The organism is Solwaraspora sp. WMMA2101, from assembly GCF_049179175.1.
In the GTDB taxonomy this organism is placed as follows: Bacteria; Actinomycetota; Actinomycetes; order Mycobacteriales; family Micromonosporaceae; genus Micromonospora_E.
This window is the reverse complement of the sequence record NZ_JBMHMA010000006.1, coordinates 2557195-2570744: the sequence shown is the minus strand read 5'-3', so window position 1 is coordinate 2570744 and position 13550 is coordinate 2557195. Positions and strand designations below refer to the sequence as shown.

The window sequence follows — 13550 nt, the reverse complement described above, 5'->3', positions numbered from 1 at the left end:
TGGGGGATATGTAGGCATGCGCCGGTTTGGTGCAATTCCGCTCGGTACGCTGCGCGCATGGCCGTCGCCGGAAAGTCGTCCCGCCCGGCGGCGGGCCCGCGCCTCGCCGCGATCCTGACCGTCACCCGCAGCCGGGCGTCGATGGAGTTCCGGGAACGCTCGGAACGGGTCCGCGCCAACATCGTCCTCGCCCTGCAGGCCGGTCTGGCAGCCGCCATCGCCTGGTTCATCTCCCACCGGGTGATCGGCCACGAACTGCCGATCTTCGCCCCGATCTCGGCGGTCGTCATCCTCAGCGCGTCCATCGGCCAGCGGCTGAAACGTACCGCCGAACTGGTCGTCGGCGTCGCGATCGGGATCGCGGTCGGCGACGCCATCATCCTCTCCATCGGCACCGGCACCTGGCAGCTGGCGTTGATCGTGCCGCTCGCGGTGATCGCCGCCGTCTTCCTCGGCGGCGGATCGGCCCTGGTCACCCAGTCGGCGTCCTCCGGGGTCCTGGTCGCCACCCTGCTGCCGACGACCCAGAGCTTCTATCCGGACCGGTTCATCGACGCCCTGGTCGGCGGTCTGGTCGGCCTGGTGGTGCTGATCCTGCTGCTGCCGCTGAACCCACTGACCATCGTGCGCCGCGCCGCCGACCCGGCGCTCGACATCCTCGGCGACATGCTGATCCGCTCCGGCGACGCGCTGGCCGCCGGGGACCGCCGCCGCGCCCAGGCCGCCTCCCAACGGCTGCACGACGCCGAGAAGGAGTTGTCCGCGTTCCGCGACGCCGTCCACGCCGGGCACGAGACCGCGGTGCTGGCACCGGCCCGCTGGCGGGCCCGCGCCCCACTGGCCCAGTACGCCGAGAGTGCCGAGTACCTGACCCGTGGGTTGCGCAACTCCCGGGTGCTGGCCCGACGGGTGGTGTCGATCCTGACCGACCAGGAACCGGTGCCGCCGAGTCTGCCGCCGGCGATCTGCCACCTCGGCGAGGCGGTCCGCACCCTGCGGTACGAACTCGACGCCGGCGCCGACCCGGCCCGGACCCGGCGGCGGGCCCTGGACGCGGCCCGCTGCGCCGCCGAGGCGTACGAGTCGGGGGTCGGCTTCAACGGCAGCGTCGTGATCGCCCAGATCCGGGCCACCGCGAGCGATCTGGTCCGGGCCAGCGGCACCCCGCCGGACGAGGTCGAACGGCTGGTCGGCGAGGCGTTCGGCCGCGACGTGACGGCCAACGAGCAGACGTGATCCACGCGGTGGGACCGGGCTGGTTAGGCTGACACAATGGTCGACTCTCAGTCCGGCGGTTCCGCGCCGGAGCGTCCCCGCACGGACCCGACCGAGACCGAGGCGACCGGGCCGACGGAGGCGGTCGAGCCGGCCCCGCCCGCCTCGGCTGAAGTCGAGCCGGTCACGGCGGTCGAGCCGGCCCCGCCGGCCCCGGCTGCGGCGTCGGTCGAGGTCGAGCCGGCCCCGCCGGCCGACGAGGCCGTGCCGGCCGGTCGGCTGCGGCGCAGCGTCTGGCTGCGCTGGCTGGCGTTGGCCGGCATCGTCGTGCTGATCGCCGGTTGCGGCGTCGCCATCCTGGTCTACCTGGGTACGGCGATCGGCCCGGTCGCGTTGACCGTCGGCGTCATCGCGGCGGTGCTGCCCGTACCGGTGCTGGTCGCCTGTTTCCTGTGGCTGGACCGGTACGAACCGGAGCCGGTGCGCTACCTGGCCTTCTGCTTCGCCTGGGGCGCGTTCGTCTCCACGTACGCCTCGCTGAACGTGAACAACTTCTCGGCGGATCTGCTCTACAACCTGGGCTACTCGGAAGCGCTGGTGGCGGTGCTGGTCGCCCCGTTCATCGAGGAGCTGACGAAGACCCTCGGCCCGATCCTGCTGCTGCTGACCCGCCGCCGGGAGTGGTCCGGCATCACCGACGGACTCGTCTACTGTGGCATGTCGGCGATCGGCTTCGCGATGGTGGAGAACATCCTCTACCTCGGCGGGTACGGCTACGCCGCCGGCGCCGAACAGTACGGCCCGGCGACCGGCGCGCAGAACGTCTTCGCCATCTTCATCGTGCGGATCCTGTTCACCGGGTTCGCCCACCCACTGTTCACCTCGATGGCCGGCGTGGGGCTGGGCATCGCCGCCCGTACCGCCGACCGCCGCATCCGGGTCCTCGCCCCGACCGCCGGCCTGCTGCTGGCGATGATGCTGCACGGTGCCTGGAACCTGATCCCGACCCTGGTCGAGGCGACCGGGCAGACCCTCATCCTGCTGTACGGCTACATCGGGCTGATGGTGCCGATCTTCTTCGGCATGGTCGGCCTGGCGGTGTGGCTGCGCAGCTGGGAAGGCCGGCTCACCGAACGGGTGTTGCCCGACTACGTCCGCGCTGGCTGGTTCACCCCGCCGGAGGTGGCCGCGCTGGGCAGCCTCGGCCGGCGGCACTCCGCGCGGCGGTGGGCCCGACGGGTCGCCGGTGACCCCGGCCTGCGGGCGATGCGGGACTTCCAGGCCGTCGCGACGAAGCTCGCGCTGCAGCGGGACTCGCTGATCCGTGGTCTGGAGTCCACCCCGAAGCAGCTGGCCCGGCACGCCAAGGAGGAGCACCGGCTGCTGACCGCGTTGGCCGGCTACCGGCAGGTGTTCGTCGGCCGCGATCCGCAGGCCCCGGCGGCGACCTGGGACGGCGAGCGCTACCAGATGGCCTTCCCGGACGGCGTGACGCGGCCGGTGGACGCCCCGGACGAGCCGGTGGTGCCGATCCCGGTGGTGCTGACCGCGCCCCCGCCGCCGCCCCCGCCGGTGTACGCCTACGGCGGTCAGCCGGGCTGGCCGTACGGCGGATCCCCGCCGCCCCCGCCGCCGCCCGGTTACGGCCCGCCGACCGGCTACGGCCCACCGCCTCCTGGCTACTACGGCGCACCGCCGCCCGGCTACGGCCCTTCCACCGGATACGGCTCCCCGCCCGGCTACGGCCCACCCACTGGCTACGGCCCCCCGCCCGGCTACGGTCCGCCCCCTGGCTACGGCACGCCGCCGGGTTATGGCACGCCGCCCGGCAACAGCCCTCCGCCGCCGGAGTACCGTCCGCCGTCGGACTACCAGGTCCGGCCCGGCCACTACGACCCGCCGACCAACTGACGGCGTCGGCTCGCCCAACTGCTGCTGTTGCACATGCCGTAGTGGCATGTGGTCTCCTCGAGACACCTCAGCACGAAAGGCTCAGCCTGTGACGTACTCCTCCGTCATGCCTCCCCGGCAGGTCAAGATCGGTGATGCGGCCGTCTTCGCTGGGACCACGCCGCGCGCCATCCGCCACTACCACCAGATCGGCCTGCTGCCGGAGCCCGAGCGGGGCGCGGACGGTCGTCGCCGCTACGGCTACGAGGACATGATCCGCCTGCTGTGGATCCGCAAGATGGCGGAGGCCGGCATCAGCCTCGACGACATGCGGGCCGCCTTCGAGGAGACCCGGGACGTCGAGGAGATGCTGGGCCGACTGGCGGAGACCCTGGCCGCCAAGGAAGCCGACATCAGACGCCAACGCGCGGCCATCCAGCGTCTCCACGCCGTGGGCAGCCCGCTGGGGCTGCTCTCCGAAATGGTCACGGACCGGCTCGCCCACCTGCCGCCGGGTGCACTGCGCCCCGCCGATCTGGACGCGCTGCTGGTCACGGAACGCATCTTCGGCCCGCTGGGCGCCGCCATCCAGGCCAGCGTGTTCATCGTGCTCGCCACCGACCCTGATCTGCGGGCGGAGCAGGAGCGTCTGGACGCGGCCGAGGCGGCTCTGGACGACAGTGTGGACCCCGAGGACCCCCGGGTGGAGGAACTCGCCGTGCAGCGATGCGCCCACCAGATAGCCCTGGATCGGGCAGTGGAGGCAGCCGGGTTGGGCGCGGCTGAGGAGCAGCTCTTCGAGATCGACGACGCCGACCTGACGGAGGAGAAGGGCCCTCGGATGAGCGCCTTCGAAGCAGTCACGAAGATGCCCTACGACTGGTCACCTGCCCGGAAACGCTGCGTGGAACGCATGACACAACTCCTCGCCGAGACCCACTGGCAGCCGACTGAACACCCGGGTTCCTGACCGGATGCCCTAACGGGTGAGCCCGAGGGCCGTGGCCAGTCGGGCGACGCCGGCCGCTTGCGGTCCGGTGCGGGCGATCTCAGCGACGAGGGTACGGGCGGAGGGTCGGGCGCGGATTTCAGCCGGTGCGACGCGGTCGGCGTCGACGAGCCACCGTCCCGCTCCGGCGGTGTCGCCGGTGTCGAGGTGGGCGCGGGCGGCGTCGAGCAGGTACGCGGCCCGGTGTTCGGCGGGTAGTCCCTGCCAGGGTTGTCGGCTGGTGGCGGTGTCGTGGCGGCGTACGGCCTGGTGGGCGTCGCCTGACTCGACGGCTGCCACGACGTGTGCGAGTTCGACGGCGGCTGGGCCGAACGTGGAGGTGCGGTAGTCCTGCCCGTCACCGACCTGCCCGGCGACGGTGGCGGCCTGGGTGAGGAGTTCGCTGGCGCTGTGGGTGTCGCCGCTCCCGGCGGCGGCAAGGGCCGCCTGCAGCAGCAGCGTCCCGTACACCGACTGCCGTTCTGTCGACGCGGCTCCTCCGGTTGACGCGGCTACCCGGTCGGCGGCGGTGATCGTCGCCGCCATCGCGAGTCGGGGCTGGTCGAGGGCCCGTAGGGCCTGGGCGAGTGGCACCACCGCCGACCCGGCCGACACCACGTCGCCGTCGGCTGCGGCGAGCGCCCGGTCGGCGGCCAGCCAGGCCAGGTCCGGCTCGCCGACTTTGACCAGCACCAGCGCGGTGACCCGGTACGCCGACGCCAACAGGTCCGCCCCCTGCTCCGGCCGGGCGGAACGCAACCGGCGGGCGGTGTCCAGCAACTCGGGTGCCGCCCGCAGCAGTCGGGGATAGTCGCCGTGCCGGTACGTCGCCCACCCGTGCTCCACCCGCCGCACCGTCTCCCCCGACAGCTGCGGCGGCACGTTGCCGGCGGTGCCGAATACGTCGTAGCTGGCCAGTGCTGCCCGGACCGCGTCGACACCGGCCGTCGCCTCACCGGTCTGCGGCCGACCCTCGCCGCCGTCGAGCAACTCCGCCGGGTCGACCCGCAGCACCTCGGCGACCTGCCGGATCACCGAAAACCTGTCCAACGACCGGACGCCGCGTTCGACCTTGTCGACCCAGCTCTTCGACCGGCCGATCCGATCGGCGAACACCTGCTGCGTCATCTGACGCCGTACCCGCCACAGCGCGACCCGACGACCCACACCCACGGTCACGGTCACCGGCGGCCTCCCGCGTCGATCCACGTCCACGCCACGAACCGTTCATACAACTCGACCACATCGGTGATGCCGGCCTCCCGCGCCGCCACCGGCAACAGTTCGCCGACGTCCACCGACAACGCGACCGGCTCACCCACGTAGGCCTGCGCCAACTGCACCCGACCCGGCGGACACGGCCACGGCGTACCGTCCGGACACACCGCACACCACCACGACGGCCGCACCGGCTCATGCACCGGCCCCCTACCGGCTGCGGGTGTCCTCACGGCAGGAAGTGCCGGCCGGCGTTACCACCCCGCCGCGACGCCCGATCAGTACGGGTCGCCGGCCGCCGATCCGGCGGCGACGCGCTCACCTCGGCGAACCGGCGGCGGCCCGGCACCGGATACACCACATCCACCGGTACGTCCGCACGCTGAAACCACTTCCCGAACACGATGCCCCCTCGAAGCGAGTTGGAAGGGCGGCGACCCCGAGGTGGCTCTCCACGACAACCCCGAGGCCGCCGCCGGCTAACCGGTACGTGTCCACACTTGGCACGTTCGGTAGCCACAACGCTACGATCGGGGCGAGGTTCGTAGGACTCACCGGCAGTACGAGTAGGTAGGCGGCCAGAACCGCTTCAGAGCCCTCCCCGGTACAAACGTAAACCGCCGGTCGACGTAGGGATATGCATGGCAGATCTCGCACGATCAAGCCGCCAGCGCGGTGACACAACCGGATACCTGTTGAAGCTCATCCGGGAATCCGTCCCGTTGACTCAGGAACAGCTCGCTACAGAACTCTCCGTTGAGCGCACGACCGTGCAGAGCTGGGAATCTGGACGTCGACCGTTCGCGGCCGTGCCGTTAGGGCAGGCAGTAGCAACACGGCAGCGACTCGGCAGGCTCGGTGCAGACCCCACCCTGCTCTCCGCGATCGAGGACGCCGTCGAGGCTGACTTCATCCTCACGTCAGTGCTGAACGACAGGATCGAACGCACCGACATCGCCGAGCAACCGCTCGGCTGGTCAGTCCTTACCCACCGCCTCACCGATCTACTACTCTGGACGGTGATCGGTCAGACACCCGCTTTCATCCAGAGCCGCCAGGCTCCGCAGCGCCGTCGTGGACCGGTGGCTGCCAGCCCGCTGCTGTCCGCCGACGAACGCCGAGCATTTTTCACTCACCTGCAGGTACTCGCCGAGCGTGCCGCAGGTCAACGTCAACCGCATCTGCTCCTGCACCGGCAAGCATGCTTCCTAGCCGGCATGGACCCCAGCGGCACCTCCGAAGCCTGGCTCGCCCAGGACACCGCCACCAACGCCCGCCGTAGGCTTACCTTTCATACGTGGTCGCCGAAATGGCCCGACGCCAGGTCTGTAGCCACCTCGCTAGCGAAGCAGGGCAACCCTGAACCGCTCCGGGACTTCATCGCCAGAGCCCACCCGGACGACGCATGCGAACGCGCAGCCATCAACTACTCCGCCTACTGGGTCGGCGAGATCCCCTACCGCCAGCGTGACGACGCCTTCATGCCCGCTTCCACCTCCAGTTGGTACGGGTCCCGACTTCTACGACACCTGGTACACCGCCTGGAACCCGGTCACCCGTTCATCGACCTCAACATCCACAACCTCTGGTCTCTGCTCACTGCCCGGCGCACACTCATCCACGCTGACCCCGACAGCGCCCGCACCCTCGTCGACCGCAGCCCCGCACTCCTGGACAGCGACACGATCTCCGGCCAGTCCCGGCAGGAGCTAACCTCAGTGCTTTACAGCCTGCGTACCAACGGGTTTCCCGGCACAGGAACGAGCAGATGAGCGACAACCACGACGACACCGCCGGCGCGATGAAGTTCATCTTCGAGACCGGCGTACTCAAACGCGCCGCCCGCACCGGCTGGTGGTTCGCTGGCGTCGCCCAGCCCGAGTCCATCGCCGACCACTCGTTTCGTACGGCGATCGTCGGCATGATGCTCGCCGCGATGGAAGGCGCCGACCCGGCCAAGGTCACCATGCTCTGCGTCCTGCACGACACCCAGGAGACCCGCACCACCGACCTGCCGCACATCGCGAAGCGGTACCTCACAGCAGCACCCAGCACTGCCGTCACCGCCGACCAGGTCGCCGACTGCCCACCGGACGTCGCCGAGGTCATCACCGCCGCCGTCGCCGAGTACGAAGCCGGCGAAACCCTCGAAGCGGTCGTCGCCCGTGACGCCGACAAACTCGAACTGCTCGTCCAAGCCGTCGAGTACCGCCACCAGGGCATCGACAACGTCCAACGCTGGATCGACAGTTCCCGCGCCGCCCTCAAGACCGCCTCGGCCCACCGCCTCGCGGACGCCGCCCTGGCCGGACAACCACTCGCCTGGCTCGAACCACCGAAATAGGGTCGGCACCCTTTGGCGCGGCATCGGATGCGGGTGATCTGACGTGGCGTCGGCGTGTCGAGTCGATGGGGCGCAGTGGATCAAGGCGACGCCAAACGCAAGCGGCCCCGGTGAGCGGCAGGGCCGAGGAGTCAGCGCAGAGTCAGAGGTAGAGGCCGGTGGAGTCGGGTTCGACGCGGCGGGCGGCGACGGCGTGCACGTCGCGTTCGCGCAGCAGGACGTAGTCGCGGCCCTGCAACTCGACCTCGGAACGGTCCTCCGGGTCGAACAGCACCCGGTCGCCGTTGACGATCGACCGTACGTTGGGGCCGACGCCGACGGCGGTCGCCCAGGACAGTCGGCGACCCATCGAGGCGGTCGCCGGGATGACGATGCCGGCGGTGGAGCGGCGTTCGCCCTCGGCGCCTTCGAGTTTGACCAGCACCCGGTCGTGCAGCAGGCGGATCGGCAGGCCGTTGTCGTGCGGCGGGTCGGCGGTCACGTTCCGAACCGTACCGCGTGGCCATCGTCGGTCGGCCCCGGGTGGTTGCGGTAGTCGGTCTCAGGGTTTGAGCCGGACATGTTCCCGGGCACATCCGGGAGGAATCAGGGCTGCGCCGGGGCCGATTCGTGGCTGCTGAGGACTACCGTGTACCAGGCTGGGACAGATCAGAGGGGGTGCGCTTGAGCCGGCTTCAGCAGATGAGACGGCGGCTGCGCCAGGCGTACGAGGCCGGACGTCAGTCGGTGCGCACGGCGCGGGAGCGGGAGCGGTCGCGGCGGGGCAGCACGAGCGACGTCGACGGGCTCGATCCGGTCGCCGACGAGGTGGCCGAGGTCCCCCCGCCGGGTGACGGTCACCTGTCGACCAGCAGCCGCGACGACGCGGACGTGCCGCACGCGCTGCGGCTCGCCGCCGCCTGGTCGTGGCGACTGATCGTCATCGGCATCGTCGGCTGGGCGCTGCTGGCGGTCATCGGCAGGGTCCGGATCGTCGTCATTCCGCTGCTGGTGGCGTTGCTGCTCGCCGCGCTGCTCGCCCCGGCGGTCGGCTGGCTGCTGCGGGCCCGGGTGCCGCGCACCCTGGCCACCGCCGTGGTGCTGATCGCCGGGCTGGCCGGTGTCGTCGGCACCTTGACGATGGTGGTCAACGAGTTCATCACCGGCCTGCCGGACCTGAGCGTGAAGGCATCCGCCGGGATCAGCCAGATCCAGGACTGGATGCGGACCGGCCCGCTGAACATGTCCGACGGGCAGCTCGACCAGTACATCGAGGCCGGCCAGAACTGGATCAACGAGAACACCCAGACGTTGACCAGCGGCGCGGTCTCCACCGCCGGCACCGTCGTGGAGCTGTTCACCGGTGCCCTGCTGGTGCTCTTCGCGACCTTCTTCTTCCTGCGCGACGGCCAGAAGATCTGGCGGTTCATGGTGGGGCTGTTCCCGACCGGTGCCCGGTGGCGGGTCGACGACGCCGGCCGGGCCTCCTGGTTGACCCTGGTCGCCTACGTCCGGGCGACGGTGCTGGTGGCGTTCATCGACGCCGTCGGCATCGGCATCTTCCTGGTGCTGTTCGACATCCCGTTCGCGTTCGCGCTGGCCGCGCTGGTGTTCCTCGGCGCGTTCATCCCGATCGTCGGGGCGACCCTGTCCGGCGCGGTGGCGATCCTGGTGGCGCTCGTCGACAGCGGCTGGGTCACCGCGCTGATCATCCTCGGGGTGGTCATCGGGGTGCAGCAGCTGGAGGGCAACGTCCTGCAGCCGCTGATCATGGGCCGGGCGGTGGCGATCCATCCGTTGGCGGTGGTGCTGGCGGTGACCGCCGGCATGGTGCTGGCCGGCATCGTCGGCGCGCTGGTCGCCGTACCGCTGATCGCGGTGCTCAACACGGCTGTCCGCCGGCTGGCCCGGCGGCGGCACGTCAAGGTGCCGCCCCCGGTGCCGGAAGCGGTGGTGGTCCGCTCGACCCCGCCGTGACGGTGCCAACCGGGTAGACCGCCCTACGCGGCACCGGTCAGCTGGCGGCCAGCCGACGCAGCGCGCCCTGGACGACCTCCGGGCGGGTGGTGTACCAGAACGGTGGCAGCGACCGGCGCAGGAACGCGCCGTAGCCTCGGGCGGTCTCCAACCGGGAGTCCAGCACCGCGACCACGCCACGGTCGCCGTTCGCGCGGATCAGCCGGCCGGCGCCCTGGGCGAGGCGGACGGCGGCGATCGGCACACTGACGGCGGCGAAGCCGGAGCCGCCGGTGGCGTCGACGGCGGCGGCGCGGGCGGCAGCCAACGGCTCGTCGGGCCGGGGGAACGGCAGCCGGTCGATCACCACCAGCTGGCAGGCGTCACCCGGCACGTCGACGCCCTGCCACAGCGACATCACCCCGAACAGGCAGCTGGCCCGGTCCTGCCGGAACTGGCGGACCAGCAGCGGCAGCGCCTGCTCGCCCTGCACCAGCACGGTCAGCCCGGTCCGCGCCCGGACCAGCTCCGCGGCCTGCTGCGCGGCCCGTCGCGACGAGAACAACCCGAGGGTACGGCCACCAAGGGTGCCGATCAGCGACAGCAGCTCCTCCCCGGCCTGAGCCGGCAACCCGGAGACCGTCGGCCGGGGCAGGTGCGCGGCGACGTACAGGATGCCCTGCTTGGGGTAGTCGAACGGGGAACCGACATCGAGCGACCGCCAGGACAGGTCCTCGGCGGTGACCTGCACGGGCAGCGTGGCCTTGGCCTCGGACGCCGCCGCCCCGGCGCGCCCCGGGATGCCGGGCCGGGCGGGGTCGGCGGCCGGTGCCGGGCCGACGGTCTCCAGACCCAGCGACCGGGCGACGGTGTCGAACCGGCCGCCGAGGGTCAGCGTCGCCGAGGTGGCGACGACGGTCCGCTCCGCGTACAGATGGGTGGCCAGGGTGCCGGCGACGGACAGCGGCGCGACCACCAGGGCCCGGCGGCCGGCGGCCGGGCCTTCGGGTTTCTCCACCCAGGCCACGTCGTGCTCGGCCTCGTCGAGCAGCCGTTGCGCGGTCGTCGACAACTCGTCCAGCACCGCCTTGGACTGCTGCTTGCGCACCGGGTCCGGGTCGTCGGCCTTGACGTCGCCGATCTTGTCCAGCGCTGCCCGGGTGGCCGCCTCCAGCAGGGTGCACGCCTCCTGCAGCGGCTGCGGCAGCCCGGTGGTCAACCGCCCGGCGGGGGTTTCGGCGAGGCCGACGGCGAGGGCGTCGCCGGCCTCGGTCAACGCCTCGGCGGTATCCGGCGGCAGCAGCGGCCGGGCCCGACGGGCGGCCCGGTCCACGGCGTCCGGGGTCAGCTCCGCCTGGGCGGCCGACGACACCCGGTCGACCAGCTCGTGGGCCTCGTCGACGATCAGCAGCTTGTGCGGCGGCACGATCTGCCGGCCGGCGAGCATGTCGACGGCGAGCAGGCTGTGGTTGGTGACGACCACGTCGGCCTCCCGGGCCCGCGCCCGGGACGCCTCGGCGAAGCATTCGTCGCCGTACGGGCAGCGGCTGGCGCCGACGCATTCGCGGGCCGGCATCGACACCTGCCGCCACACGGTGTCGTCGACGCCGGGGTCGAGCTCGTCGCGGTCGCCGGTCTCGGTCTCCATCGCCCAGTCGCGCAGCCGCTGGACCTGTTTGCCGAGCCGGCCGGCGGCCCCGAGCCACTGGATGCCGCCACCTCCGCCACCGTTGCCGCCGCCGCCGGAGGTGTCGAACAGGTCGGCCGGCTCCTCCTCGTCGGAGGCCTCCAGCCGGGCCAGGCACAGGTAGTGGTGCCGCCCCTTGAGCACGGCGAACGTCGGTCGGCGGCGCAGGATCGGCTCGGCGGCGTCGGCGATCCGGGGCAGGTCGTGTTCGACCAGTTGGGACTGCAGCGCCAGGGTGGCGGTGGAGACCACCACCGGGCCGTCGACGGTCAACGCCGGTGCCAGGTAGGCCAGCGACTTGCCGGTGCCGGTGCCGGCCTGGACCAGCAGGTGCGTACGGCTGCGGACCGCGTCGGCGATCGCCGCGGTCATCTCCTGCTGGCCGGGCCGGGCCGCGCCGCCGGGGACCGCGCCGACGGCGGCGGCGAGCAGCTCGTCGGCGCTCGGCCGGCCGCTGCCCCGGCCGCTGGCACTGCCGCTGCTCTGGCCGCCGACCCGGCCCTGACTCTGGCCGGCGGGGCGGGACGGCGTCGACTGTCCGGGCGTGGCGGTGGTGGGCAGAGCGGGAGTCACCGGGTGACAGTACCGACCGCCGCCGACGTGCGGCGGGTTGTCCACAGCGGGTCGCCGACGGTACGCGGAACGTGGCACACGGTGTACTCGGGTGTCACCTGCACGTTGCCTGCCGGCGTGATCCCATCGGTTAAGGTGCGTCACATGTCGAGCGATGTCGTGCGGGTGGTCTATCGCAAGTACGACGGCTCGGCGCACCGCGACTACCCGGCGCGCCGGTTGGCCGAGGACGATCTCGGCGTCTGGCTGGGTGTGGACCGGGGCACCCGGTCGATCTACCATGGTCGGCCCTCGGTGGAGCAGATCCCGTTCGTGCTGCTGGTGCCGCATCAGCAGTGGTGGACCTGCATGTTCAACCCGCCGCCGCGCACCAGTGAGGTCTACTGCGACATCGCGAGCCCGGCGCGGTGGGAGGACTCCGACACCGTACATCTGATTGATCTTGATCTTGATGTGGTGCGCCGCCGGGCGACCGGCCTGGTGGAGCTGCGCGACGAGGACGAGTTCGCCGAGCACCGGGTCCGGTACGGCTACCCGGACGACGTGGTCGAGTCGGCCTGGGCCGCCACCCGGTGGCTGCTCGACGCGCTCGACGACGGTACGGAGCCGTTCGCCTCGACCTACCGCAAGTGGCTGGCGCTGGTCTCCTGACCCGCCCGCGCTGGTCTCCTGACCCGCCCGCGCTGGTCTGCTGACCCGGCCGGCGACGCACCGGTCCACTCGGAGGTGGGCGACCGGGCGGTGACTGCGCGATCATCGTCGGATGACTGCTGCTGAGGAGCATCCTGACGTACCGATCCGGGACCTGCTGCGGGTCGGTGCCGGCCGCCCGGTCGACCTGGCCGCGATCGACCCGAGGTCGACGCCGGGTCTGCCGCCGTTGCCGGTGACCGGCCCGGACCGCAAGGCGTGGGCCCGCGACGAGGTCCGCCGGCTCGGCGACGACCTGGCCCGCCAGCAGGAGATGCTGTACGCCCAGGCGGTGGCAGGCCTCGGCGACCGGCGGGTGCTGCTGGTGCTGCAGGCCATGGACTGCGGCGGCAAGGGCGGCGCGGTCAAGCGGGTGGCCGGCGCGATGAACCCGCTCGGCCTGCACATCCGGGCGTTCGGGCCGCCGACGCCGGAGGAGCTCGACCACCACTTCCTGTGGCGGGTGCGTCGGGCCCTGCCGGCCGCCGGCTACGTCGGAATGTTCGATCGGTCACACTACGAGGACGTGCTGGTGGTCCGGGTCGACGAGCTGGTCCCGGAGGAGGTCTGGCGACCCCGGTACGACGAGATCAACGCCTTCGAGGCCGAGCTGGTCGATGAGGGCTACACCTTGATCAAGGTGTTTCTGCACATCTCCTTCGACGAGCAGCGGACCCGGCTGATGTCGCGGCTGACCGATCCGACCAAGCACTGGAAGTACCACCCCGGTGACGTGGCGGCCCGCGCGAAGTGGCCCGAGTACCAGGCCGCGTACACCGAGGCGATGCGTCGCTGCGCCACCGACGCCGCGCCCTGGTACGTGGTGCCCGCCGACCGCAAGTGGTACCGGGACTGGGCGCTGACCCACCTGGTCCGGGAGCACTTCGCCGGGCTGGGGCTGAGCTACCCGCCGGCCGCCGTCGACCTGCGGCAGGAACAGGCCCGGCTGCTCGCCGGTGATGCTGCGCTGTCCGGTGATTTAGATGAGGTGAACAACAGATGAACGACAG

12 protein-coding genes are annotated in these 13550 nt (G+C 71.6%); 8 read left to right on the top strand and 4 right to left on the bottom strand.

The features are described from left to right. The first annotated feature begins 57 nt into the window (after positions 1-57). The 3 genes from ACN28F_RS12490 to ACN28F_RS12480 all read left to right on the top strand — a co-directional run bounded on the left by ACN28F_RS12490 (position 58) and on the right by ACN28F_RS12480 (position 4075). A complete protein-coding gene (locus ACN28F_RS12490) occupies positions 58-1236 on the top strand; it encodes an FUSC family protein (RefSeq protein WP_421357844.1) in 1179 nt (392 codons plus the stop codon). 36 nt (positions 1237-1272) lie between these two features. After that, positions 1273-3126 (top strand): PrsW family intramembrane metalloprotease, encoded by a 1854-nt coding sequence (locus tag ACN28F_RS12485; protein ID WP_421357842.1) that lies wholly within the window; start codon positions 1273-1275, stop codon positions 3124-3126. Positions 3127-3214: 88 nt separating this feature from the next. Beyond that, complete coding sequence (locus ACN28F_RS12480) at positions 3215-4075, top strand: MerR family transcriptional regulator (protein ID WP_421357840.1); 861 nt, start codon at positions 3215-3217, stop codon at positions 4073-4075. A gap of 9 nt (positions 4076-4084) precedes the next feature. On the opposite strand, the gene ACN28F_RS12475 is transcribed toward ACN28F_RS12480, so the two are convergent. Together ACN28F_RS12475 and ACN28F_RS12470 are read right to left on the bottom strand one after the other, a co-directional pair. Continuing rightward, positions 4085-5278 carry a helix-turn-helix domain-containing protein gene (locus ACN28F_RS12475; protein ID WP_421357838.1) on the bottom strand — a complete coding sequence of 398 codons (1194 nt, stop codon included), beginning with the start codon at positions 5276-5278 and terminating at the stop codon, positions 4085-4087. Further along, positions 5275-5436, bottom strand: a complete 162-nt coding sequence (locus ACN28F_RS12470; protein ID WP_289209231.1) for a hypothetical protein — start codon at positions 5434-5436, stop codon at positions 5275-5277. The genes ACN28F_RS12475 and ACN28F_RS12470 overlap by 4 nt, the downstream gene beginning before the upstream one ends. A 516-nt stretch (positions 5437-5952) precedes the next feature. On the opposite strand from ACN28F_RS12470, the gene ACN28F_RS12465 reads away from it, so the two are divergent. Continuing rightward, complete coding sequence (locus ACN28F_RS12465) at positions 5953-7083, top strand: helix-turn-helix transcriptional regulator (protein ID WP_421357836.1); 1131 nt, start codon at positions 5953-5955, stop codon at positions 7081-7083. After that, on the top strand, positions 7080-7655 hold the full coding sequence (locus ACN28F_RS12460) for an HD domain-containing protein (RefSeq protein WP_289208134.1): 576 nt from the start codon (positions 7080-7082) through the stop codon (positions 7653-7655). Before ACN28F_RS12465 ends, ACN28F_RS12460 begins: the two co-directional genes overlap by 4 nt. A gap of 142 nt (positions 7656-7797) precedes the next feature. Here ACN28F_RS12460 and ACN28F_RS12455 read toward each other — a convergent pair whose 3' ends face one another. Continuing rightward, positions 7798-8136 carry a GroES family chaperonin gene (locus ACN28F_RS12455; protein ID WP_282225299.1) on the bottom strand — a complete coding sequence of 113 codons (339 nt, stop codon included), beginning with the start codon at positions 8134-8136 and terminating at the stop codon, positions 7798-7800. A 200-nt stretch (positions 8137-8336) separates the two neighbouring features. Here ACN28F_RS12455 and ACN28F_RS12450 point away from each other — a divergent pair, with 200 nt between their 5' ends. Further along, entirely contained in the window at positions 8337-9611 is a 1275-nt protein-coding gene (locus ACN28F_RS12450; RefSeq protein ID WP_421357834.1) for an AI-2E family transporter, read from the top strand. A 37-nt stretch (positions 9612-9648) separates the two neighbouring features. Here ACN28F_RS12450 and ACN28F_RS12445 read toward each other — a convergent pair whose 3' ends face one another. Beyond that, entirely contained in the window at positions 9649-11709 is a 2061-nt protein-coding gene (locus ACN28F_RS12445) for an ATP-dependent DNA helicase (RefSeq protein WP_421361379.1), read from the bottom strand. A gap of 285 nt (positions 11710-11994) precedes the next feature. On the opposite strand from ACN28F_RS12445, the gene ACN28F_RS12440 reads away from it, so the two are divergent. After that, positions 11995-12501 carry a DUF402 domain-containing protein gene (locus ACN28F_RS12440; RefSeq protein ID WP_289208132.1) on the top strand — a complete coding sequence of 169 codons (507 nt, stop codon included), beginning with the start codon at positions 11995-11997 and terminating at the stop codon, positions 12499-12501. Positions 12502-12613: 112 nt separating this feature from the next. After that, on the top strand, positions 12614-13543 hold the full coding sequence (locus tag ACN28F_RS12435) for a PPK2 family polyphosphate kinase (protein ID WP_421357831.1): 930 nt from the start codon (positions 12614-12616) through the stop codon (positions 13541-13543). The last annotated feature ends 7 nt before the right edge of the window (positions 13544-13550 follow it).